This is a genomic window from Pelotomaculum propionicicum, from assembly GCF_004369225.1.
Classification (GTDB): domain Bacteria; phylum Bacillota; class Desulfotomaculia; order Desulfotomaculales; family Pelotomaculaceae; genus Pelotomaculum_B; species Pelotomaculum_B propionicicum.
In genome coordinates this window covers 42,104-64,743 of record NZ_QFFZ01000013.1, presented here as the reverse complement: position 1 = coordinate 64,743, position 22,640 = coordinate 42,104, and the positions used below count along the sequence as shown (strand labels likewise).

The 22,640-nt window shown below is 48.8% G+C and carries 19 protein-coding genes, 4 tRNA genes and 1 other RNA gene; 3 read left to right on the top strand and 21 right to left on the bottom strand.

Annotated features, from left to right (window positions below):
* The first annotated feature begins 28 nt into the window (after positions 1-28).
* Complete coding sequence (locus Pmgp_RS07980) at positions 29-1,033, top strand: helix-turn-helix transcriptional regulator (protein ID WP_134213469.1); 1,005 nt, start codon at positions 29-31, stop codon at positions 1,031-1,033.
* Between the two features lie 185 nt (positions 1,034-1,218).
* On the opposite strand, the gene Pmgp_RS20840 is transcribed toward Pmgp_RS07980, so the two are convergent.
* The 15 genes from Pmgp_RS20840 to glnA all read right to left on the bottom strand — a co-directional run bounded on the left by Pmgp_RS20840 (position 1,219) and on the right by glnA (position 20,248).
* Positions 1,219-1,461 (bottom strand): DUF6361 family protein, encoded by a 243-nt coding sequence (locus Pmgp_RS20840; RefSeq protein ID WP_243119770.1) that lies wholly within the window; start codon positions 1,459-1,461, stop codon positions 1,219-1,221.
* Entirely contained in the window at positions 1,424-3,004 is a 1,581-nt protein-coding gene (locus Pmgp_RS07975) for a PD-(D/E)XK nuclease family protein (RefSeq protein WP_134213468.1), read from the bottom strand. The genes Pmgp_RS20840 and Pmgp_RS07975 overlap by 38 nt, the downstream gene beginning before the upstream one ends.
* Before the next feature lie 302 nt (positions 3,005-3,306).
* Positions 3,307-4,011 carry a hypothetical protein gene (locus Pmgp_RS07970; RefSeq protein ID WP_134213467.1) on the bottom strand — a complete coding sequence of 235 codons (705 nt, stop codon included), beginning with the start codon at positions 4,009-4,011 and terminating at the stop codon, positions 3,307-3,309.
* Position 4,012: 1 nt separating this feature from the next.
* Complete coding sequence (gene pglZ, locus Pmgp_RS07965) at positions 4,013-5,992, bottom strand: BREX-3 system phosphatase PglZ (protein ID WP_134213466.1); 1,980 nt, start codon at positions 5,990-5,992, stop codon at positions 4,013-4,015.
* Between the two features lie 214 nt (positions 5,993-6,206).
* A complete protein-coding gene (locus Pmgp_RS07960; RefSeq protein WP_134213465.1) occupies positions 6,207-6,530 on the bottom strand; it encodes a nucleotidyltransferase domain-containing protein in 324 nt (107 codons plus the stop codon).
* Positions 6,506-6,895: a HEPN domain-containing protein gene (locus Pmgp_RS07955; protein ID WP_134213464.1), complete on the bottom strand. Its 390-nt coding sequence runs from the start codon at positions 6,893-6,895 to the stop codon at positions 6,506-6,508. Before Pmgp_RS07955 ends, Pmgp_RS07960 begins: the two co-directional genes overlap by 25 nt.
* Before the next feature lie 259 nt (positions 6,896-7,154).
* A complete protein-coding gene (locus tag Pmgp_RS07950; RefSeq protein ID WP_134213463.1) occupies positions 7,155-9,983 on the bottom strand; it encodes a DNA methyltransferase in 2,829 nt (942 codons plus the stop codon).
* Positions 9,984-9,998: 15 nt separating this feature from the next.
* Positions 9,999-13,676 (bottom strand): DUF6079 family protein, encoded by a 3,678-nt coding sequence (locus Pmgp_RS07945; protein ID WP_134213462.1) that lies wholly within the window; start codon positions 13,674-13,676, stop codon positions 9,999-10,001.
* A 17-nt stretch (positions 13,677-13,693) separates the two neighbouring features.
* Positions 13,694-14,152, bottom strand: a complete 459-nt coding sequence (gene brxF, locus Pmgp_RS07940) for a BREX-3 system P-loop-containing protein BrxF (RefSeq protein WP_192902847.1) — start codon at positions 14,150-14,152, stop codon at positions 13,694-13,696.
* A gap of 619 nt (positions 14,153-14,771) precedes the next feature.
* Positions 14,772-15,198, bottom strand: an RNA gene (rnpB, locus tag Pmgp_RS07935) — RNase P RNA component class A.
* 27 nt (positions 15,199-15,225) lie between these two features.
* On the bottom strand, positions 15,226-15,942 hold the full coding sequence (locus tag Pmgp_RS07930; RefSeq protein WP_134213460.1) for a zinc ribbon domain-containing protein: 717 nt from the start codon (positions 15,940-15,942) through the stop codon (positions 15,226-15,228).
* A 49-nt stretch (positions 15,943-15,991) separates the two neighbouring features.
* Positions 15,992-17,110 (bottom strand): Nif3-like dinuclear metal center hexameric protein, encoded by a 1,119-nt coding sequence (locus Pmgp_RS07925; protein WP_134213459.1) that lies wholly within the window; start codon positions 17,108-17,110, stop codon positions 15,992-15,994.
* Positions 17,101-17,790, bottom strand: a complete 690-nt coding sequence (locus Pmgp_RS07920; protein WP_134213458.1) for a tRNA (adenine(22)-N(1))-methyltransferase — start codon at positions 17,788-17,790, stop codon at positions 17,101-17,103. Before Pmgp_RS07920 ends, Pmgp_RS07925 begins: the two co-directional genes overlap by 10 nt.
* A gap of 110 nt (positions 17,791-17,900) precedes the next feature.
* Complete coding sequence (locus Pmgp_RS07915; protein WP_134213457.1) at positions 17,901-18,734, bottom strand: nucleotidyltransferase family protein; 834 nt, start codon at positions 18,732-18,734, stop codon at positions 17,901-17,903.
* 95 nt (positions 18,735-18,829) lie between these two features.
* Positions 18,830-20,248 (bottom strand): type I glutamate--ammonia ligase, encoded by a 1,419-nt coding sequence (gene glnA / locus Pmgp_RS07910; RefSeq protein ID WP_134213456.1) that lies wholly within the window; start codon positions 20,246-20,248, stop codon positions 18,830-18,832.
* A 326-nt stretch (positions 20,249-20,574) separates the two neighbouring features.
* Here glnA and Pmgp_RS07905 point away from each other — a divergent pair, with 326 nt between their 5' ends.
* Entirely contained in the window at positions 20,575-20,994 is a 420-nt protein-coding gene (locus tag Pmgp_RS07905) for a hypothetical protein (RefSeq protein ID WP_134213455.1), read from the top strand.
* Positions 20,995-21,086: 92 nt separating this feature from the next.
* Positions 21,087-21,266 carry a hypothetical protein gene (locus tag Pmgp_RS07900; RefSeq protein WP_134213454.1) on the top strand — a complete coding sequence of 60 codons (180 nt, stop codon included), beginning with the start codon at positions 21,087-21,089 and terminating at the stop codon, positions 21,264-21,266.
* Positions 21,267-21,314: 48 nt separating this feature from the next.
* On the opposite strand, the gene Pmgp_RS07895 is transcribed toward Pmgp_RS07900, so the two are convergent.
* The 6 genes from Pmgp_RS07895 to Pmgp_RS07870 all read right to left on the bottom strand — a co-directional run bounded on the left by Pmgp_RS07895 (position 21,315) and on the right by Pmgp_RS07870 (position 22,610).
* Positions 21,315-21,623, bottom strand: coding sequence for a YmaF family protein (locus Pmgp_RS07895; protein WP_192902846.1), 309 nt, complete (start codon positions 21,621-21,623; stop codon positions 21,315-21,317).
* A gap of 129 nt (positions 21,624-21,752) precedes the next feature.
* Complete coding sequence (locus Pmgp_RS07890; RefSeq protein WP_134213452.1) at positions 21,753-21,941, bottom strand: hypothetical protein; 189 nt, start codon at positions 21,939-21,941, stop codon at positions 21,753-21,755.
* Positions 21,942-22,082: 141 nt separating this feature from the next.
* A tRNA-Val gene (locus tag Pmgp_RS07885) sits at positions 22,083-22,158 on the bottom strand.
* A 109-nt stretch (positions 22,159-22,267) separates the two neighbouring features.
* Positions 22,268-22,343: transfer RNA gene (locus tag Pmgp_RS07880), tRNA-Glu, on the bottom strand.
* 111 nt (positions 22,344-22,454) lie between these two features.
* Positions 22,455-22,529 (bottom strand) — tRNA-Ile (locus Pmgp_RS07875).
* A 6-nt stretch (positions 22,530-22,535) separates the two neighbouring features.
* Positions 22,536-22,610: transfer RNA gene (locus tag Pmgp_RS07870), tRNA-Asn, on the bottom strand.
* Between the last annotated feature and the right edge of the window lie 30 nt (positions 22,611-22,640).

Below are 22,640 nucleotides of genomic sequence, written 5' to 3'. Positions count from 1 at the left end.
ACACGTCAATTAGTAAGGGGGATGCGATTTGGCTGATCTGGACACAACAAAAGCCTTAAGAATTGCCAAGGTGATTGAGCTTCTGAACAAAAAAAGCCCGTACGGGGGAGCAACCTTAAATGAATTGGCAGAGGCCTGTGAAGTGACCACTAGGAGCATCTTGCGTTACCTGGATCAAATAGAAAATGAAATGTACATACCTATTATCAGGCCGGAAAGAAACACTTCCAAGAAAGAAGGCTTGTACCGCTTGGATGCCGGTTATCTACCATCCATCAGCCCGGAAAAAGCGCTGATTATTTTCTTAAGTCTTCTTCAGCAGAAAGGTTCCGCCCTGGCCGGCCACACCAATGAACTAAAGGACGCGCTGGTCGGGACACTGTTTAAATATAAGTACACCCCGCAAAGCCTGCCGGTGGAACAGCTACAGGAGCGGATCTATATTGTTGAGGAACAACTGGCGGAACCAGCCAGGGTGAGTGAAATTTTCGCCAAACTTGTACAGTCCCTCCGGGACTGCTGCCGGGTAAAGCTCTGGTACTACGTTGCACATAGCGGACAGGAAACAGAGCGGGTTGTTGAACCCTATGGCCTGATATGTAAGCGGCACAACTGGTACCTGGTCGCCAACTGCCTAACCAGAAATGGAATAAGGGTATTTCGGGTGGACCAGATTACAGGTATCTTCCCCTACGCCTCGGAGCTTTTTGAGTACCCTGCAGAATTTTCATTACAGGAATACATGGCTCAAAGCTGGGGAGTAATTAATGATGGTGAAATTTGCAAGGTCAAGCTGAAGTTCAGACCGGAAGTTGCCCACAGGGTTAAAAGACTGATTTACCACCCATCGCAGGTTATAGAGGAAGAAACAGCCGCCGGCTCGGTGATCATGTCCTTTGAGGCCTGCGGTATTGATGAGATGAAAACCTGGATCACTCAGTGGGGCGAGATGGTGGAAGTGCTGGAGCCCCAGTGGCTTAGGGAAGATATATACGATATAGTCCAGCGGATAGCAAATATCTATATTATTTAATAATTTGAGGGAGTATTAAGTAGAGCTTTTTGAGCAAATCTTTGGTCAACTATTTTAATTTATTTAGGGCTATACAAAACAAAGCCCGAAAGCAAATGTTTTCGGACCTGATTAAAATCTCCTCTAAAAAGCTAATTGGGAGTGTAAATAATTCCGTGTAAATGGAAATTTCATCTTTAATTTGGTTAAGCTATAAATGGCTCTTTTCCGCCAGGCAGCCTCTGGAGCCCTTCCCTGGACTCTCTGCCTATAACGCCGTCAGTGTCCCCCGAATCTAATAGAGGTTGTATTAAAGAAATTTCAAAGTTTCTGGCCCTTCTGGAAACTTCTTTGGAAGGTGTGCGCTGCTTTTCCAGAATACGGTAGGCCCAGGGTATAAACAGCATATATTTAGCCCTGGTTTGGATTGTGCTTGTCCCGGGGAACATTAAAGTTGAAAAAGCATCCCTGACGGATGTTTTCCACCCTCTCCAGGGCTTCGTCTGTTTCCAGGTTAAACGAGGCGAACTGCCCGGCCTGCACCAAGTCGTTGATCAACCCTTTCAGGGCGGCAGCGTCAATTTCACTGAATGGGCGTGTAATCTCAGATAGAATGTAGGCTAGGCCGGCTGTGAGCTCCCTGAAACTGATTTTCCCCTGGTTATCCATTACCGGCAGGTTGGAGAGGAGCGGGTTAATGGCATTATAAAGCTGCTCAGCCAGGGCGCTCTGGCTCAAATATCGCTCACGCCTGCTGTCCCCACCCTCTTCATCAAATTCTTCCGCGGCCTTTTCTTTAAGGGTTTCGCTCATTCTTTGAAGCAGAACATAGCGGTCCCTGCCCCAGCCGATGCCGGACCTGCTTAAAACCCGCGCCGCCGCGGCCGATGTGAGAATTGTATCTTTTTCCCTTTGCAGCCGCACATCTCCACTTAAAAGAAGAACCTTTAAGACACTTACGGAATAATCATTCCTGATCCAGTCAACCAGTCCCTGCAGGACCCTGCCCGGGCCGGTAAGCGAACCGGGTATTCCTTCCTCGAAAGTCATATTCAGCCCCAGGCGCCTGGCCAGAGTATAAAAAACGGGTATGTACCCACTGTTTGTATAAGCAACGGTTACACTGTCCAAAGGTGTCCCTCCGGCCATAACACGCCTTAAAATTTCCCTGGCCTCGTTCGTCAGCCCGTAGGAATGAAAGCAGCTTAAAGATCCATCGCCCACCGGCTCTGGGGACTGGCCAACCTGATACAGCCAGGGCAGACGCTCCACATCGGATGCGGGAGCAGCCGCGTTTTCCGGCAAAAAATACTGTGGCTTTATGCCTGGCCCCGCCAAGCCGTAAACCGGGTCTGGGTGTATGACGATTAACCTGTCTTGAGCAAGCGACTTGATTAATTGATCTTCAAGCGGGCTTAGCTGCAGAAAGGATGGCAGAAGGTATACAGTGTCAGTACCTAAAGCACTTTTCTTTGAGGAAAGTAGATTCAATGCAAGAGTAAGCAGACCTGGGGTATCTATATATTTATAATCTTCAAGGTACTGTTCATAGGCCTTTAGCAAAGCAGCCATGTCGTGTCCTTTATCTTTGCTGACAAAGCTGTCTGGAGGAAGGGCTTTAGCTACAACCCCGCAGTATCTTAGTTCATTTATAGATGAAGCTATAGCGCGGATCAGCCCCGGGGAGCTGCTTTCTCTTATAAAATAACGAAGGGCTTTTTGTTCCTCCAGGTGCTGAAATACTTCCTCAACGACGGCTGTTGTAAGCAGGCCTGTTAGTAGAGTAATTTCTTTTTCAGCTAAGTACTCGCCGGCAATCTGATGTGCCAGGCCGGCGGCAGTACCGGGGTGCAGGTTTACCCACTTTGTACCGCTCCTGGCCAGTGATTCGCAGAGTTCATGCCCCTGGCCGTATCCCGGCACAATAAGTATTTTCTCCTGCAAGGGGTATTTTTCACAAACTTCCTTAAGTGATGAAAGAAGGTGGTTCATATGATCACTCCAAAGAATATATACACCAAATGTAAATTTGTGTTGTTAAACCTTAATTCTACCAGCCGATAGCTTTTCCTCTCAAATCATCAACAAGATTAGATAAATTACAACAATTATTAGCATTAAAAAACTGGCTTTATCTTTTAGATTAAGCCAGGGAGGTGACATTAGTCTGTCAATAGATATTGTATTAAAAAATCTTTTAATTGCTTTATCTATCCTTTATAAATCTGGGAGGAAGCCGTTACAATGCTAAGAAGATAACAGCAATAATGTTTACAGGGTATTAATAAAAAACATCAAAGACTAACCAACTGCATGTCCAGCCCCTGCCGATTGATAATGAAATTGCTATGTTCACATTCCCTAATGTTAATTTTGAAATGGAAAGGGAAAACAGCCTTTGCCGCCGGGATCATTTCCAGAGGCATATACCGATAACCGGAAACCCGCAGGACCACCTCAGCCAGCCATAACTTTAATGCTGTATTGGTTATTTCGTATTTTTCCGGCAGGGTATAAATATTACTTTTACTCCGCTCAATAAGCCCCCAGGATTTGATACTCATCAATACCGCCGTGGCGGCTACCTCCACCCTGCGTCGATCCCCGTAGAGACCTTTCACCCTGCGGCCTATTTGCTGGCTGGGCACCTCATTTTGCAGCCCGAACAAATTTCCCATCTCACTAACCACGTCTTTAAAAAAAGGATAGGCTAGTAAAGTCATACCCCAATGAAGGACAAGACGATCACGGGGCAATAAAGATGGCAGCAGTTCTAAAGCCCTTTGGCGCACATCATTTAAATCATCAGGCACCAAATACCAGATTTTCATCAAGATCGTAACAGCATTTTTTCTCGATTTGGCGCCGTGAACATCCGCATTTAAGAATTCGTCCAGCTTTTCATACATATTTTTGCGATCCATTTTGCTTGCTTCCCTGGCAATATAGTCCAGATGCCGTAACATTATTTTTTGATCAAACCCTACTGGTTTTGCCATTTTAAAACCTCTTAAGATTATTGTTACTTGTAATATGTATAAAGGGCACCACTACTTCTTCCAGGCTGATCCCACCGTGACTGACCACATTTTCTCCTTCTTGAATAAAAGCTTCTCCACTTTTAGCCAGCAAGATATGGACGTCCTCCGGCAACCCAGGCCCGGGCCAAGCCATGGAAGAGTAAGCAGCGGCGGCCTTATCGCGCAGCATCTTATCTTTATAAATCCTGACCCGTTCTCCCCGGGTTTCTGCCAGAACACCTTCCGGGATACGGCCAATGCCCCGGCTTTCCTTATTACCGTGATCGGAAGTCAGGTAAACCTCGAAGCCCTTATTTATTAAGTCTGCCAAAAGTCCTGTCAAATAACCCTTTTCAAGCCACAGCTTGAGCTCTGAGTATAACCCATGCTGTCCCTGCAGGGCCGTGTGAACCAGGTTATCAATGGTATCAATCACCAGGCCAAGCACTTTTAGCGAAGGTTTTTGCAAACTATCCGGGGATTGATAAGCGCCCTCTTTCCGGCCCAGGCTTTTTTCATAGCCGGTATAGGCCTTGAACACATCATGGTTCTCCCAGAAAAGTTTCCAGGCCGCTTCTTCTTTCCTGGTGGTTCCCAGTGTATGGGGGAAGTACACGGGCATTTCTCCGTAAAAAAGGGCTTGCCTGGAAATAGAAGTAATGGAGGGCGCCCAGGCGAAAACACTTTGCTCTTCAAAGGTAAAGCTTTTCGTCTGAAGATACTTACGGATTTGCACCCATTGGACATAACTCATCCCATCCAAAACCACCATTGCCGCCTTGGCATGGCGCTTACTTGCAATATAATGGGGCACCTGGTGCAGCATCACCGGTCTTGGCAAATAAGGCAGGTTCTGCAGATTCCCGTAGTTCCGGATCATCCACAGTTCAAACTGAGCATCCAGCCCGGCCTCGATGGCTTTTACTTCGCCAAGTATATTTTCATCCTGATCAAGATTTGTGTATAAAATCAGGTCCTTTATTTCACCATATAACGGAACGACATTCATCCAGTCCCGGTAGTTTCCGATAGCCTGAAGTTTCTCCTTTAAGTTTGCCATTAATCCTGCCAGACGGTTTTTATGATCGAGGGAAGGATCAGTCACCAGCCCGACATGGGTCCATTGGGGTAAGTGTTCACTATTGATACCCTCTACAGGTTTTAAATACCCTTCAATAAACAGGTTGTCCAACAATCGATAGACATCTTCATCAGCAAAGGGATGGGTCTTTCCCTTGCCGTAAATGCCATCCTGCAGGCCAACTTCTTTTGATGCCATTGGTTGTTCCTGCAGGGTCTGCAGATACTCAATCCACTGATTTTGCAGGTAGCTATAAAAAAAGGACGGGGATTTTACTAACTCCGCCAGCGGCAGCTTATTTAACTCCTTCTTCCTCTGTAATTGCTCAATGAGATATGACTCGATAACCTCCGGATATTGTTTTTGCCGGTAGTGTTTAGAAAGCAGGTATTTTACCAATTCCGTTTCATCATCAATCATGTCATAGGCTACTTTAAAAACCCTGCGCAAGATAAAATCACAGGTTTCGCCATGAGAAGCAGAGCCTTGATACTGACCATAGACAGCATACAAGTCATCTAAGTCCCGGGCGTCCAACTGCTTAACTACCTGGGGTGACAGCTTCGGAAATATAGTTTGCATCCGGTAGGTCAGTTTTCGCCCCATTTGCAGCAGATCGTAAGGCATTTGCTCCAGGGGAACATCATTTACCTGTACCAGTAACCTTAAGGTTCGCTCTTCCAATACTTTACGATACCTGGATTCAAACAGGTAACGAAAGGCCACCGGATCGCCGTACTGGATGAATTCCACTTGTATGTCCTTTAAGGAAGACAGGAGGATTTCATCCAGAAGTAAATGATCCGGGTCCGCCACCAACGAAAGCGGCGGCACCGGTTCCCGAAAATCCGCCAGTATTATGTCCCGCCACGTGCTCAAAGGTTGTACACCTGTCCTTCACTAAACACCTAACCGTATTTGCGCGTTATCGTAGTACATTAAAAATTTATCTTCCTCTTGCAGGATGCTTTCCGGCAGACGCTGGCCAATGTCTACAAGGGATTTAATGCGTAACAGTATTAATTCCGAAGCCCGGGCTTCCTGTCGTGTGCAAGCGCACTTGTCAGGTGGCCCGGGCCTATTCCACCGAAGACTAGCCTACAATTGGTTTACCCTTTGAAACAATCTCGTCATAAAGGAATTGACCTTGCTTTATATTTTTATATTCTTCCAGAGAGTAGGGTCTCGGGGAAATGTCTAAATCAATATCTTCACTGATTTCTTTAAGTATAACAGCTTCCTCTATATAGTCTTTACCAAAGTCCGGAGAAATTATGGCAATATCAATATCACTGTCTTTTCCCGCGCTCCCTTTTGCATAAGATCCAAACAAAATGGCTTTTTCAACACGTATGTTCCTGCTTTTTAAAGCTTTTATATATTCACCTGCAATTATTTCAACATGCTTCTTAACCATTCCACAGCCCCCTTTGAGCGTTCCAGGATTTCTTTTGTATGCTCTTTAGTGCATTTAGCTTCCAGAACGGCACGTTTATCGGGATATCTAGTTTCGATATAATATAGAGAAAGACGGCGTAACAGGTCCCTCAGCTCTTTTGTACATTTTTCAAGCAAACCGGCGCTTCCAGCCAATGAAACTAAATCATGTTTTTTTGGTGGAGTCAAGCCGGTCTTTTCGAAATACACAGCCTTGATGGCTTTTTCTACTGCCTGCTGGCACATAAACATAGCCCACAAGAATCTGTCTCCCTGGAAGCAATGTTCTGCGGCGTCTAAATCATCATAGGCAATATCTATCCATACAGATGCTTGAGCCCTCATAAAGGTTACTCCCTTTTTATTACTTTCATCATTTCAATACCAATATCTGCTAAAGGTTTTAGCCCTTTTTTATGTAGAGCAAAAAGGTGCAAATAATCTTTTTATTTTATTCTATCATTATTTTTAAAAGTATTTCGCAGAAATTTATTGTGGCCAGCTTCAATAAATGGTCTGGGTCCGCCACCAGCGAGGTGGCACCGGTTCCTGAAAATCCATCAGTACCTGATCGCGCCACGTGGTCAAAGCGGTCACCTGTTCTTCACAACATACCTAACCGGATTTGCGCGTTGTCGTAGTACATTAAAAGTTTATCGTCCTCTTGCAGGATGCTTTCCGGCAGACGCCGGCCAATGTCTACAATGGTTTGATAATCGTTATCTCCCCAGGCCTTCTTAAAGCCGGCCCGGATGGCCTCGGTACGGAACTGCTTTAATTTCTTCTTGCTCTTCTTCATCTCTTCCATATAGGAAGCAAATTCGCGCAGCAGGGATTTTTCGCGCAGTTTCTCTAAGTCTGCTTGTTTATTGGGGTCCGGTACATACCAGCGATCTTTCCCTTTACTCCGAAGGGTCTCGTCGTCCTTGGCCAAGTTGCGGAGGTCCTTGAAATTTGTGGATAGATAGCTGTGAATCTGGCCGGGCACCTCCCCACTACCATCATAACGCAGAAAGTTCTGCTCGAGCAGCTCCGAAAGTTCCAGAGGCTTCTCATACTTTTGCCAGCCACTGATCTCCTTAAAGAAAAGTGGATGAAGCTCCTGGAAGGTCTGCGGCTTTCTGGAAAGCTGTTGTTTTAGCCATTTGATTGCCGAAGATTCGTCGGTGACAAAAAGCTGAAGCTGCAATATCTCCCGGACCGTAAGGCGCTTTTTGTCATACTCGGCCACTTGGTCAGGTAAAAAATACATCCCGTCCCGCTCGGGGAAACGCTGGCCAAGTCCAATCTGGAACTCTTGGCTAGAGATGGGCACCGGATAGCCTTTGCGAACGTAGTAGGCAACCATCTGGTCGAATAGAATGCGTGGATCACGTTCTGGGATTATTTGCAAGAGAGATCCCTGCCACCTGGTGACAGGAAGGTATTTCAAGTGCGTTCGGACGAAATCCCAGACGCCTTCCTCAGTAGAGGCTTCTTTTTGGAAGCGTTCCTCAAACCCGCCATTAGGTTTGTAGGCAGAGATAACGAGGTCTTGCTTCACTGATGTTGGAGTGGTGATTGCATTGAAACTCCCTTGCTGTTTATCAAGTGCCGATAAATTAGCAACGATGAAGCCAGCCTCGGCAAGGGCGGTTTGAATGCTGTTCCAAACCGATGCCCTTGTGTTAGAAAACTCTACCGTCATCCAACGACCAGGCTTTAGGACACGATACGCTTCCTTGAAACATGCGGCCATAAGTGCACGATATTCATTTAATCCTTTTGATTGATGCTTGCTTACAATTGCCTCGTCTCTTTGCCTGGTAAAAACCTTCAGCCATCCCTCCCAAAGAAAATTTAATTCAGAATATGCTAGGTTGTCACCAAAAGGAGGGTCTAGGAAGATGTAATCAGCTGAAGAGTTAGGTTGACATAAGAGACAAGAAGCACTTTGTGTGGTAACTACTGTTTGCCCCATGGCATTGAATACTTTTTCATACATCCTAGTGATACCCTTAGTCTTTCCCTCTATCCATGAAAGCGCATTCCATTCTCGATGTAACGAACCGATATAAAGGGTCCCTGATCTGATCATATTAGGAAAGGTGCTCCCTGGAGTGTATCTCTGCAAACGTGAAAGACCAAGCATCGTCGCTGTTATCAAAAAAAGCCCTGGAAGGTAATCTGCCAACTGAGCACGAACTTCTGCTATAATTGCCAGTGGACGTTTTAGGAAAAAATGGTAATCGTGAGTCACATCGGAGTGATAGCCCCTTCGCCATTGGTCTCCCCACGCATGATCTTTAAACATCATTTTATTTACTGGATGCCACGCAAGACGAAATTCTTGAACACGTGTAAGTACTTCAAGGTCTTTCTGGTTTACCGGTCGCATATATTTGGAGTTCGTGTCTTTTTTCTTGCAACATACTTCTACCGGAACACTCTTGCTTACAAGTCGTGTTGTGTTGAGAATGGGTTCATATATTGTCTCATAGGCATGTTCAGCTGAACTCTTGCTGACTATTATATCGCAGTGTGGACAATGAAAGTTCCCTTCAATTTTCCCAACATCATTTAAAGCTGTACTACAAAAAGGAATATCGCCACCACATTCAGGACAAAGAAAAACATCTGACCAAACACAAAAAAGAAGCTCTTCAGAAGTTCCTGTTTCAGTATTTTCTGTTTCATACATCCAACCAAGTTTCTGTTTTACAGCGTGAAGTGCTTTCGAAATACGCTCCTGAAACTCAGCAACTTCTCCGTGTTGTGTATAATTTTTTGCAATAAAAGTGGCTGCAGGTGAAAGGTCATTCAAAACCGCACGTCGTGCACCAAGCTTTGAAAACGCTACCCAGGTATTTTTACCATCTTCATCGGTTTCTTCACGCAATATAGTGCCATCAGGTTTGACTTGATATCCAAGTTCCATAACCATATTCCGATCGCCACACATCTGAGCGGCCACACCAGTCATCCCCGTTCCACAGAAACTGTCAAATACAATATCTCCCGGCTCTGTGTAATGCAGGATGTACCGCATGATAGCCTTATGCGGCACCTTGGTATGGTAACTGTGCGCATTATAAATCGGGTCATTCTTCCCTTCCGATACATCCGCAGCAAAAGGTTCCCGGTGATCCTCCTGGTCTTCACCGTATAACTGTTTCTTTGCCTCTTCCCACTGTTTAATAAAATCCGGTATAAACGGATTCGGACAGGCTGTATAATAAGGCGGGTCCGAAAGGGCGAGGATATCTTCATCCTCGCCAACCGGAAACCCTTCCATTTGTTTCAACTCAGGCAGCCGCTTGCGCAGTTCCTCGGTAAAATACGTCCGGCGGGCTTCATCATTTTCAAAAGTCATCCCCAGGCAGGTAACCGGCTGGTTTTTGGTATCTTGTTTTTGATCCAACATCGTAATTTGTTCCGTATCCTTAAAAGCCATATGTCTTCTCCTCCGTTAATTATGCCCGAGCATAATGCGCACGCGGTTGGCAGCCTGGGCGCCGATGCGATCCTTTAATAACTTCTCCAAACGGAGCCTTACCTCTTCTACAGTCAGGGGGCTGCCGTTGCCGGCCACTTCCATTAAATCGTCCACAGTGATTTCTATCCGTTCGATACCCTGTAACAGTTCTTTAATGGCCTGAACCAGTTTTACATCAACGGGCAGTGTAAACTCTTTTTGCGCCAGTAGTGCGTTGATTAACTCCTGCTGCTCCGGTTTCAGCAAGGTGATATTTTCCTTTACATCCGGCTTGTTAAAGTTATCCAGCAACGTCCCGGTCCAATCATCCAGAAGCCCTTGCAGCTTGTCCGCCAGGTCGTTCAGGTTTTTCACCGCACCGTACTGCTCGTCTTTGGGCCGGAACTTGCAATGGGGGCAGATGGAATGATACTCCAGGTCATTTTTAGTCAAGCTCCAGCAGGTTTTAAGGGAATTAATCCTGCCCAGCAACTGGCTCAACTGGTTTTCCGGCAGTAAATCAATAGTGGCCAGTTGTTTTAAAGCGGACACCCTGGGATCATTCAGTAAGATATTTTTCTGGTTATCCTCAGAGGCATTCAGCCTGGCTTTGGTGTGCATAGCCAGGTAAAAGCCCTGGTATTGTTCCTTTAACACCCGGATTTGCCGCAGTTCCGCCTCATAGGGTTTTCCTTCTTTCAGGGCGAGCAGCAAGTCACCCAGGGCTGTTTCCACTTTTTCCTGCCACTGGTGGTCCAGGGGTAAATGCTGCTGGGCGGCAACCAGGTAGTTGGCCTGGTTGGAGATTTGTGTTACCCGCTGCTGCAGCTCTTTTAACTGTTTTAGCAGGCCAAGGGCTTCTTGCTTTTCGGTTACCTGTTCCAAGGTAAACTTAAAGTTGTGTAATTTGGCGGGAGTATTATAAATAAGTACCGCCTCCAAGAAGGCTTTTAGTTCCTCCAACTTCTCCTTATACCGCTGCTGTTCGGCGGCGGATAAAATAACACCGTCCCAGCAGGGAATCCCTGTCCGAACCACCTGCAAAATGTTAACGGTATCAATTAACCGGTTGTTGGCGTACTTATGCAATTCTTCAATACCCTTCGCCAGGGTATTCTGTTGCAGTAACCCGTGGGAAATACCAAACAAATCAAAGAGTGCCTGTAAGGCAGGCACCGGCAGCCCGCTGGGCTTTTTAATATGGCTGAATTCTTTGAGCTCCTGTAAGGATAACTTAATTAACTGTTCCATCTTCATGGCATCATAGGTGGAGCCTGATACCGTCACCACAATATCGCCGCTGTAGACCAGGGCTGCCAGCAACACCACCAGCAGTTCAGGTTCCAGTTTAAAAGCTGTGGTTAACTTTACATCCTCTGTTCCCTGGCAGCTATAGACCGTCTCAATTAACTCCGACTGGTTAACCACCTGGCCAGGGGCTTTATCCGCCAGTTTTTCTAATATCCACCTGGCATAACCGGACTGCCGGGGGGCTAACTTCTCATTATCCAGCAGCACCAGTCCGTCCAGAAGGGCTATCCCACTTTTGGTTTTAGCTCCGGCGATGCTCTTTAAAGCATCCAGCACATACCCGCACAGGTTTTCCCTGGTTAAAGGCATATTTAATTTGCTGAAATGGGGGTAATCCGGGTATTTTTCTTTAAACCAAGACGACAGGCAGCCGGCGGCCACAGCATCAATAATTTCCCGTACGCTGGCCTGGGGCGGCATGGTGGCTACCCACTCAACCACCTTTTTCGTAACGCCCTTATAGGTGACTTCAAAGGCACTTAAAAGATTTTCCCGCAGCCACTTGGTCAGCAGCTTTAAATTCTCCCCGGCGCGTCCTTCGTATAAATGCCTGGTGCCTGAAGCAGCGGTGGCGCTCAATTCCTTGGCCCCGGCGTAGAGGGAAAGAGCCCGCAGGAACTTCTCGTCTTTATGCTTTAATTTAAAGAATACTTCGTCAGCCCGCTCTTCGTTTTTAAACTTCGGCGGGTCAAAGGGCTGCAGCATATAGATATAAAAATCCCGGGGCGGCTGAGCGGTGCAACGATCATTGGGCGCGCCGAAGAACAGGTAGCCCTGGCGTGTTACCTTGCATTCCCACCAGGGCAGCTCATGCTGCCAGATGCGGTAGTTGGTGACGTAAGTGTTTTTGGCGCTGTCGGTCACCAGGGTAAGCGCTTCAAAATAGTAGCGATCTAATTGCTCCGGGGTTAGCCCCTCGGCTTTTTGCTCAATTAAATCGTCAATGGCCTCTACTTTTCCCAAATCCAGATAATACTGTCCATTGGCTTCATTAAAGGAAATAAATTGCCAGCTTACGGTTTTTAAAATCTCTTTTAATACGGTTTCAATGGTGGTACGCAGGAAGGTTGAATCTTCTTCGGGCAATGCCACATAAAGAAAGAGGTTGTCCCGCAGTTCTTCTGAAGTGACACCCAACTTGGCGTTAATATCCCCGGTGGTTAAGCGGTGCACAGACAAGGCCCGGACTATACGCAGGGCCATTGGTTTGTATACCGGACGGGTGAAAGCGTTTTGAATGCGGTCCTGAATTATTTTGGACTTGGCCATAACCTCTCTGATATCGGGGTTGCTTTTCAACGAGGGGTCGTTTTCTATATAGGGCCAATAACTGTCAAAGGATATTAAACCAGGTTGCTCAGTGGGAACCTCCTGATTCAGTAGTTTTTTCATTTCATAACTGATGGTTTTGAGAATAACACGTTTTTCCGCCACCACAACCTTTTCAAAGGTAGACAAATAGGCCGGGTGGATGGGAAATAGAGAAACATATTCCTCCAGACGCTCATTCAACTTTTCATAAAGGGTGGAAAACTTCTTTAGGTGTTCACGAATGAGAGCCTTTTGGTGGTCATCCTTCTTTAACAGCCGTTGGGATACCACGTAGGCGATATCTTCCCGCACGATTTGTACTTGTTCGAAACGTTCCCGGACCCGGCGCAATTGCCCGGCCACAAATTGAAATTTGGGATTATCAAATAACATTTCCTGAACACCGGCCATGAAGCGGAAACGGGTGGTGCGGCAGATTTCACCTACTTCACGCAAGAAGCTTAAATCCAGGATAATCTCCTGCTCTTTGCGCGCCCTCAAATAGTCCAACAGCTCGTCTACCACCAGCAGTAAACCCTGGTCAGGATATACTTCATGGAAGGCCGCCATCATCTCAATAAAAGAGTCTTTATTATTACGCACCTGGTTGGCCGGAGGGAATTTATAGACCACACCGATTTCGGCCAGGTGGTCCTCGATGTAGCCGCAAAGAATATCCCGGAGAGACATGATAGAAGCGCCAATCTCGGTACGGATTACCTGGAATTTGCCTTCGATTTCTTTTCCTTTGGCCGCTACCCGCTCATTGGTAATGCGCCCGCTGACTCCCTCTTGCTCGGCAATAGTGGCAATAACACTCATCAGGTGGGATTTACCGGTTCCGTAATTACCGACTACTAAGATACCCTTATTATCAGCATGGTGTTCGTATTGGAGTTGTTCGATAATAATTTCATCAATGGACTCCGCCATACGTTCTGAAATGACATAAGTATCTAATAACTGGAAGGCATATTCCTTATGGTTTGATTCCCGTAACTGGACGATTGATTCAATAGGTTCAAAATGAATTAGATCACTATACTTCATCCTTCTCTTCCCTCCGCTTAGTCAATGGTAATAACGCTCGCTTCCAGTTCATTATACACACGATATTCCGGGTGTTCCGGCTCAGCATAGGTTAACCTGCCATTTGCATAACGGCCGCTCCAGGAAACAACAATGATCTTGTTGCGGCTGATATTTTCCAATATCCTCATGGGGTCTTGTTGTAACTGTGGATGGAATAGCAATTCAATATGTTCAAAGCACAAGATTTCCCCTGTGCTTTCGCTTACTATCTTATCGACTAATTGGTTTACTTTTCTGCCGCGCTGGACAACCGGCACTTCCAGTAACTCTTCACTTAACTTTAAACTCAGGTTTATACAGGGAATAGCAAGCTCCCTGGTTATATCCTGAATTATCTTAGCATGTTCAACACCACAAATTATCAGCAGTTGGTGCCGGCGATACCCGATATGCGCCAGTTCTTTTTTTATGTTATAAATGGGGTTACCTGACATGCTTAGCACCTGCATCCATGCTGTTTAGAAAATTCCCCCACCAGTGTCCTGTGGCAGTACCTGGTGTCTCCATTTTACTGCGAATCATTTTTATTCTTCATAAACAGTTTTTCCTTTTTGAATTATATCCTATTTAATTTGAGTAGGGTAATTATATTACTTTAGATTATTTGGATTTTTCGTCAAGTTGTTCCAATATCCTGCAAAAAGCCTCAAAATAAAGTACTTGAAATAATTCTATCAATTTGCTATGACAATAGTATGACATTAAAGATAATAAAATCCGTCATATTCCATTCCGGCCTTATCCCAGAGCGGGCCGAAGATACAACTTAAAGATGTTATTCAGAAGGAAAAAATGTAGGCACGCAGCATCTTCTTTTCACCCAGTATATCCCATGAAAGTCAAAGGATGCGCTAATTCAATATTCGGCTACCCGGTCAAGCCTGATAACTTATTTTGGCCGGGGACAGGCTTATTTCGGCTTTGCTATAAAATGCCCCAGTGCTTTTTTAAAACGAGGGGATACGATAAAAAAGCATGGCCCAATGAGTGAGACATAATTACACTCAATGAGCCATAACTGAACGCGGTAAGTTATAACCGCGAAAAAAGGGCGTAGTGAGTAAATCGATAAGCCGAGTTCTGTCGTGGGTGATCATCTGTCTGGGACGCCGGTTACCCGGCGCCTCTAGCGACCTAACCCGGGAGCGGGACGGGCCGCCCCTCTGCCCCCCTATTTGGTCTTGCTCCAGGTGGGGTTTACCAAGCCGGCCGGTCGCCCGGCCGCTGGTGCGCTCTTACCGCACCGTTCCACCCTTGCCCAGCACTCAACCTGATACTTGATAGGTTCCCTCCCTGGTGAAGGCAACCCTTTTGGCTACACTTGCCTGCCAAACACCAGGTTGAGTGCTGGGCGGTCTTCATTTCTATGGCACTTTCCTTGGGGTCGCCCCCACTGGGTGTTACCCAGCACCCTGCCCTGCGGAGCTCGGACTTTCCTCAGGCGCCCTGGCCGGGCGCCCGCGACCACCTGATTTACTCACCTTGCTTTCCATGCTCTAAAATTATATCACCCCTGCTTATCCCAGTAAAGCATCCGGCCGCAGCGGCTGCAGAACACAAGGCCGTCTCCCTGTTTGAGCAGGCGCATGTCATGAAAAGGAATGTTCACCCGGCAGCCCATGCAGGTCGCTTTTTCCACCTTGGCCAGCGGGTCGTTCACCTTCTTCTGCAGCTCGGTGTACTTCTGCCAGAGGCCGTTGTCAACCCGCTCCAGCATCTTCTGCCTGGACAGGGGGATCTGCGCCAGAAGCTGCCGCACCTTTTCCTGGCTGGCCAGCAGCGTCCCGTGCTTGCGCCGGTAATCTTCGGCTTTCTTGCTCAGTTCGGCGCTCATTTCCTCCAGGCGTGCGCGGAGGGTGTCCTGCTGCTCCATGATGGACAGGATCTCGTCCTCCGTTTTCTTGACTTTCTCATCCAGGCTCTCCAGCTTTTTGTTGCTTGAGTTCACTTCTTTGGGGTTGGTGATTAAGCCTCCGTATAATTTTTCCCCCAGGCTCTTTTTCTGCTCGTTGGCGGTGGCCACATCCATTTCCTTCATTTTTTTCAGTTTTTTAAGCAGGTTGTACTCTTCCTTGAGTTTGTTGAAAATTATGCGGCCTTGCTCAATATCTGTCTTAAGAGTCCTTAACTCCCCGGAGATCTGTCCCTCCCTCAGTTTTTGCTCCAGTGCCCTTCTCTGTCCGTCTAGCAGCTGGATTTCCCAGAGCTGTTTTAAATCGGGCATGTTAACCTCCCCTTAAAAATAATAAAAGACAGGAAGCGCTGCCTCCTATCTAAAAATATGCGAACGGGTCGGTATTGGTTTGCGCCAGAAGCAAATCAATACGCAAATTCTCCGCGCGGCACCGCTCTGCCAGGAAGTCCTGCAATACGGGCATTATTACCGCTTCCGTGCCATGGTGCCCCGCGTCTATGAATTTCAGTCCCGCGTCCAACATTTCCTGGGCGACATGGTACTTAATGTCCCCGGTGACAATGGTGTCCGCGCCGGCTTTAAGGGCGGCCGGCCACAGGTCCGCGCCGGAGCCGCCGCACACGGCGACTTTTTTGACGCCGGCTGCCGGCTGCCCGCCGGTCCTCAGCGCCGGCAGGCGCAGGACTGTTTTCACTTGCTCCATAAACTGGCTGAAGGTAAGCTGCCGCGGCAGCTCGCCCACCCTGCCCAGTCCGTAGGACGGCCCCCGGTTTTCCAGGGGGTAAAGGTCGTAAGCCACTTCTTCGTAAGGGTGGGCCTTCAGCATCGCCTGAATCACTCTATTTATAATTCCCGTGGGGACAATTGTTTCCAGTTTAATCTCTTCCACCTGTTCCAGCTCGCCTGTTTTGCCCAGGTAGGGGTTGGCGCCGGCCAGTGGTTTAAAGGTCCCGGTGCCCCTGGTCATAAAGGTGCAGTCGCTGTAGTTGCCGATCCAGCCGGCGCCCGCCCCGGCAATGGCGTCACGGACGCCTGCCGCATGGTCCTCCGGCACGAAAACCGCCAGCTTCACGTAGCGCACCTGCCCGGACTGCTGCAGCACAGCAAGTTTTTCCAGACCCAGCCTGGCGGCCAGGATGTCGTTAACCCCGCCCGCCGCGGAGTCGAGGTTGGTGTGCGCCGCGTAGACGGTGATATTGTTCTTAATCAGAAAGCCGATCAGCTCGCCGGCGGGCCGGCTTAAGTCAATGGACTCCAGCGGCTTGAACAGCATGGGGTGGTGGCTGATGATCAGGCCCGCGCCTTTTTCCAACGCCTCCCTGGCCACATCAAGGTTCACATCCAGGGTAAGCAGCGCCCTGGCCACCTCCGCCCGGGGGTCGCCCGCCTGCAGCCCTGCGTTGTCCCAGCTTTCAGCCATGCTGCGCGGGGCCATCTCTTCTATTAACCTGAAGATTGCTTCGCATTTTACCGGCAACCTGTTATCCCCCTGATCCGCGCTATTTTCGTTCTTACTTCCTGTGCTTTTGCCCCGGCGGCGGCGCTGTTGGCGCGCTCCAGCCCGGCCAGCGCCTGCTCGTACATGCCCGCCAGCCACGCCGCGTAGCGGCCCAGCAGCGGGTCCTGCTTCTCCAGCAGCCTGGGCCCCAGCTCCAGCAGGAAAGGGTCGCTTGTCTCTTCCCGGCCGGGCTCGGCCATAATCACAACATATATTTTGCCGCTGTCCTCGACCAGCCTCTCGTCCCTTATGCGCCAGCCGTTGGCTGCCAGCCAGGCTCTCAGGTCGCCCGGGTCCGCCATGGGCTGCAGGACCAGCCTGCCGGCGGCCCTGGTGACACCCGGCGCGGCGGCCAGGATCTCCCTGATGGTGTTGCCTCCCATGCCGGCCAGGACCAGCACGCCGGCCTCGCCCGGCTGCAGCGCCTCCAGTCCGTTGCCCAGCCTGAGGTCAATTTTGCCGGTGAGTTTGGCTTCCGCAACCCTGCGCTGCGCGGCAGCGAAAGGGCCTGGTTTGATATCAGTGGCAATCACCCTGGCGCAAATGCCCTCTTGCACCAGGAAAACGGGCAGAAAGGCGTGGTCGGTGCCTATGTCGGCCGCCACGCTCCCCGCAGGCACGTAAGCGGCGATCGCGGCCAGTCGTTTGGCCAGACCCATGGTTTTCCTCCGTCGCTGTACTTAAGTCCAGTATAGTCTATTTCAGGCAAAAAGACAAACAAGCCGCCCGGTCGCTCAGGCGGCTTGAGGTCGTCTTTGTGCTGTTTTTTTTAATTCCCGGCCCCAAAACTGTCGCCGAGCAGTGACCTCCAGAGGCTGATAGCTTCCGCGGGGTTGTCCTCGTGCAGCGCCCTGGAGGATAAATTGATGGCCTCGTCAAGGACTTTTTGCCCGGCGGCGGAGTTGGCGCCGGAGGAGATGACCTCACCCGCGGCGGGGCAGTTGAGAAACTCGGGCAGAAAAAGGCGCATGCTCATCAAAAAGGAATGGACCAGCTCAGCGTATGGCTTGACAAAGTCATTGACCCTGTAATAGACCAGCAGTTCGAGAAAATATACGTTGAAAGGATGACCGGCCCGCAGGTTCCAGGCCTTGATTATTTTAACGAACTTGTAAAACCTCCCTGCGGAAAGCTCCTCTTTTTTCTTGAAAACTGTTTCCTCCTTGCCCGGGTTGATCCTGCACCAGCCGCCCTGGCCGTTGGGGCTGAGATATCCCTGGCGGCTGGTTTTGATCGTGGGCGTCAGGTCGAGGTCCAAGGCGCCGGGAGAGCTCAGCCTTACCACCGTGCCCCCTGCCCTGACATCCGCCGGGCTGAATTCTTCCGACAACTTCTTTCTTAAAAAAAATAACATTTTAGTGGAGTTTTCATTACAAGAAAAATAGTGTTTCGCCCCTAATAAAAGATGGAATTTGAGACTCTCCTGGGGCAGCGCGGTCCCCCTGCGGTAAGAGCCTCCGTAGAAGCTTCCGCTTGAATTCAGCCTCTGCCTGGCCCAGTTGTTGACCCGGCTGCTTTTTTCCAGGGCGGCTTGCAGCTGCTCCGCGGGCAGGGACAGGCCCGCGGCAAAAAGTCCAAATGCTTTCTCAACACTTTCAGGCAAGGGTATAACCCCCTGTGGGCTTGAAATATAAGGCCTCCGTCCTTACGGAACGAGAGGCCTGGCTAAACTTAAACACCGGTTGCCTGTGACCAGGTTTAGATATCATAATAAAGCATGAACTCGTACGGGTGCGGGCGCAGTCTGATCGCGTCGTGTTCCCTGGTAAGTTTGTAATCGATCCAGCTTTCCAGCAGGTCTTTGTCAAAAACACCGCCCTGCAGCAGGAACTCGTGGTCGGCCTGCAGCTCTTTGAGAGCTTCTTCCAGCGAGCCGGGGACGGAACGGATTTCTTTGGCTTCCTCCGGCGGCAGCTCGAAAATGTCCTTGTCCAGCGGCTCGCCCGGGTAAATCCTGTTCTTGATGCCGTCGATGCCGGCCAGCAGCAGAGCGGCAAAAGCCAGGTAGGGGTTGCAGGACGGGTCGGGCGGGCGGAATTCAATGCGCTTGGCCTTGGGGTTTTTGGAGTACATGGGGATGCGCACCGCCGCGCTCCTGTTGCGCTGGGAATAAACCAGGTTTACCGGGGCCTCGTAGCCGGGCACCAGCCTCTTGTAAGAGTTGGTGGTGGGGCTGGTGATGGCGGTCAGAGCACGCGCGTGCTTGAGCAGGCCGCCGATATAGTAAAGGGCTGTTTCGCTGAGGCCGGCGTAGCCGTTGGCGTCGTAAAACAGCGGCTTGCCGTCCTTCCAGAGGCTCTGGTGCACGTGCATGCCGGTGCCGTTGTCCTGGAACAGCGGCTTGGGCATGAAAGTCACGGTCTTGCCGTATTTTTTGGCGGTGTTCTTGACGATATATTTGTACATCATCAACTGGTCAGCCATCTTGGTCAGGGGGCCGAACTTAATGTCAATCTCCGCCTGCCCCGCCGTGGCCACTTCATGGTGCTGGCATTCCGCCGGGATGCCGGCCTCAAGCATGGTCAGGACCATCTCGGTGCGCAGGTCCTGCTGGGAGTCGGTGGGCGCGACCGGGAAGTAGCCTTCCTTGTAGCGCGGCTTGTAACCCAGGTTGGGGCCTTCCGCGCGGCCGGAATTCCAGATGCCTTCCACGGAGTCGATGTAGTAATAGCCGGAATGCTGGTTCTGGTCGAACCTGATGTCGTCAAAAATGAAGAACTCGGCCTCGGGGCCCCAGAAGCTCTGGTCGGCGATGCCGGTCGAGATCAGGTACTCCTCCGCTTTCTGGGCTATGTTGCGCGGGTCGCGGTTATATCTCTCACCGGTTATAGGATCCACCACGTTGCAGATAATGCTCAGGGTGGTAGCCTTGCAGAACGGGTCGATACAGGCTGTGGTCGGGTCGGGAATCAGGATCATGTCGCTCTCGTTGATCACCCTGAATCCACGGATACTTGAACCGTCAAAGCCCAGGCCTTCCTCAAAAGTATTCTCGTCAAACTCCTGAATGGGCACGGAAAAATGCTGCCACATGCCGGGCAGGTCGATAAACTTCACATCAACCATTTTTACATCTTTCTCTTTGGCAAAAGCCAGAACATCCTTGGCAGTCTTCATATTAATACCTCCTGTAAATTATTAGTACAAAAGAAGCGTATATTATAAGAGCCTTGAGCCTCCTTTCGCCGTCAGAAAATAAAAAAACCTCATACCGGTCATAAATTAATGACCGGCATGAGGCGTCTTTACCTCATAGAAACTATCTAAGTTTCCAGGGCCAGAAACAACTTTGTTTCCAAATATCAGATTTTTATGGCTATATTATTGCAAAAAAGCAAACTAAAATCAATACCCTGCGAAAAAGATATTTTTGTTTTTTAGTTTTGACACTCCCTGGTTAATCTTTGTATAATGAACAATATTATGTTTAAGGAGAAGATCTCATGAGTGAATTATTCGGAGCGGACGAAATTAACCCTGAAAACATGCGGATCAGAGATGAATGGGTCCTCGCGCTGAAGGAATTTATGGACCAGGTTAAGCTGTGGATAGATGAAGCTCAGCTGGACCAGGCACTGCAGGTACAGGAGCACTCGCTGGAAAAAAACGAGGAGTACATCGGCAGCTACACGGCGCCCGCGCTGACTATCCTGGCCCCAAGCTGCAATATCGAGGTGCTGCCGGTGGGCAGGTTCGCCATCGGGCCCATAGGGCGTGTGGATGTAACCAATCACCAATTGTCTTACACGCTGCTGTTCTCCAGCAAAAAAGGCTGGGCTTCCCTTGATCAGAGAAAACCCCTGACCAAATCTTTGTTTTTGGAATTAGTGCAAAAAATGATTAATCGGACTGAAGTACAATAAGGCTGCCAAAAATTGTTCTTTTTGCCAATTGACAAAATTTTCAGAAAAGTCGATATTAGTACTAATCCGATTTTTCAAGGGGAGGGGTTCATTTGGTAGGTAACAGCGCAAAAGTTTTGGTTGCCGGCAAAGAGTACACCGTCCAGTTTTACGAAACCGACCCGGGTAAACTTGTGATTGAGATCTGCGACAAAGTTCTCGGCTTCAGTGTGGACCAGATTAAGATGGACAGCAAAATTTTCTTTGAACTGCTGATCAACGCGATATACTAAGATATATTAGTGGTAAAACCCGGCACGGGCCGGGTTTTTTTACGCATCCTAATAAAAATAGGCAACAGGCGGCATTGTGATTTCATCATAGTCGTGCGCATGCGCCGGCCTGCCGCGGCGTCTGGTTCTTCCAAAAAAGCGGTGCACGTGCCCTCTGTCTGTGTAAATCTCAGGCCCGGTAATGACTTCTATTTCGTGAACATGACCGTCTTCTATATCTATTATTATCACTATTCTGTGCACATGCTTGTCACCCACATAGCAGACCGGGCTACTGCTCCCCCTGTAGCGGTGGTGGTGGTCATTGTCAAAGCTTGTGACTCCTGCACACTCATGCACATGGTTGTACCCGTGCATTTTTATTCCCCCTCTGCAAGTCATTATTACTATCATACACAAAGAGGTGTCAGTTGTTGACTGGAGCGAAAAAAAGCCCTCCGAAAACTTTGGTTTCCGGAAGGCCCGGTTTTCTGGCAAAGACAGCCTTTACTGAAAAACACAATCCGGAGGGCACTCTTCATCCAAGCCATCACACGGCGCCGGCCAAACGAAACGTTCCAGGTAGTATAAACATACCTTTGCTTCACGGTAGCCCGGGCAGGTAGAGGGGACCTGCGTCTTTTCGGGGTGTTTGCAATAAGCGCAGCCAAATTGAGATGTCCGGCATAAGATCATGCTAAAACTTCCTCCCCTGTATCATTCTGCTATATTATTATACACCGCCGCAGATTATCCTTTTTTTACTAAACAAAAACTTAAAATAAAACCTGTATTAAAAAAGCGCGGAACCTTTCCGGCACCACGCTGTGTCTTAAGTGGTGGGCGATGACGGGATTGAACCGCCGACATCCTGCTTGTAAGGCAGGCGCTCTCCCAGCTGAGCTAATCGCCCATATTTCGAAGTTCGAGGTTCGATGTTCGATATTCGATGCTTGTTGGAATTGGCCTTAGGCCAATTCCTTCTATTCGAACTTCTAACTTCGAACTTCCATTCTCGAAAGTGGTGACCCCTACGGGATTCGAACCCGTGTTACCGCCGTGAAAGGGCGGTGTCTTAGACCGCTTGACCAAGGGGCCATATTTTGTGGTGGGTCTTTGGTGGTTGGTGGTTGGATTCTTGTTGAAATTCGGCATAGCCGAATTTCTTCTATAATCTAACGACTAACGACTTACCACTAACCACTAAGCTGGTGGGCCCACCAGGATTCGAACCTGGAACCAGCCGGTTATGAGCCGGATGCTCTACCGTTGAGCTATGGGCCCAAAGATTGGCTCCCCGAGTAGGATTCGAACCTACAACCTACCGGTTAACAGCCGGTTGCTCTACCGTTGAGCTATCGAGGAACATCGGCAAAAGTTATTATACGACACTTT

Bases quoted from the DNA above. Each gene is read 5' to 3' on its own strand.
- Pmgp_RS07960 (WP_134213465.1), bottom strand. From the start codon at position 6,530: ATGGTTAAGAAGCATGTTGAAATAATTGCAGGTGAATATATAAAAGCT.
- Pmgp_RS07950 (WP_134213463.1), bottom strand. From the start codon at position 9,983: ATGGCTTTTAAGGATACGGAACAAATTACGATGTTGGATCAAAAACAA.
- Pmgp_RS07890 (WP_134213452.1), bottom strand. From the start codon at position 21,941: ATGATCTTATGCCGGACATCTCAATTTGGCTGCGCTTATTGCAAACAC.
- glnA (WP_134213456.1), bottom strand. From the start codon at position 20,248: ATGAAGACTGCCAAGGATGTTCTGGCTTTTGCCAAAGAGAAAGATGTA.
- Pmgp_RS07895 (WP_192902846.1), bottom strand. From the start codon at position 21,623: ATGCACGGGTACAACCATGTGCATGAGTGTGCAGGAGTCACAAGCTTT.
- Pmgp_RS07955 (WP_134213464.1), bottom strand. From the start codon at position 6,895: ATGAGGGCTCAAGCATCTGTATGGATAGATATTGCCTATGATGATTTA.
- Pmgp_RS07975 (WP_134213468.1), bottom strand. From the start codon at position 3,004: ATGAACCACCTTCTTTCATCACTTAAGGAAGTTTGTGAAAAATACCCC.
- Pmgp_RS20840 (WP_243119770.1), bottom strand. From the start codon at position 1,461: ATGTTCCCCGGGACAAGCACAATCCAAACCAGGGCTAAATATATGCTG.
- Pmgp_RS07905 (WP_134213455.1), top strand. From the start codon at position 20,575: ATGAGTGAATTATTCGGAGCGGACGAAATTAACCCTGAAAACATGCGG.
- Pmgp_RS07970 (WP_134213467.1), bottom strand. From the start codon at position 4,011: ATGGCAAAACCAGTAGGGTTTGATCAAAAAATAATGTTACGGCATCTG.
- Pmgp_RS07920 (WP_134213458.1), bottom strand. From the start codon at position 17,790: ATGGGTCTGGCCAAACGACTGGCCGCGATCGCCGCTTACGTGCCTGCG.
- Pmgp_RS07930 (WP_134213460.1), bottom strand. From the start codon at position 15,942: ATGCCCGATTTAAAACAGCTCTGGGAAATCCAGCTGCTAGACGGACAG.
- brxF (WP_192902847.1), bottom strand. From the start codon at position 14,152: ATGTCAGGTAACCCCATTTATAACATAAAAAAAGAACTGGCGCATATC.
- Pmgp_RS07945 (WP_134213462.1), bottom strand. From the start codon at position 13,676: ATGAAGTATAGTGATCTAATTCATTTTGAACCTATTGAATCAATCGTC.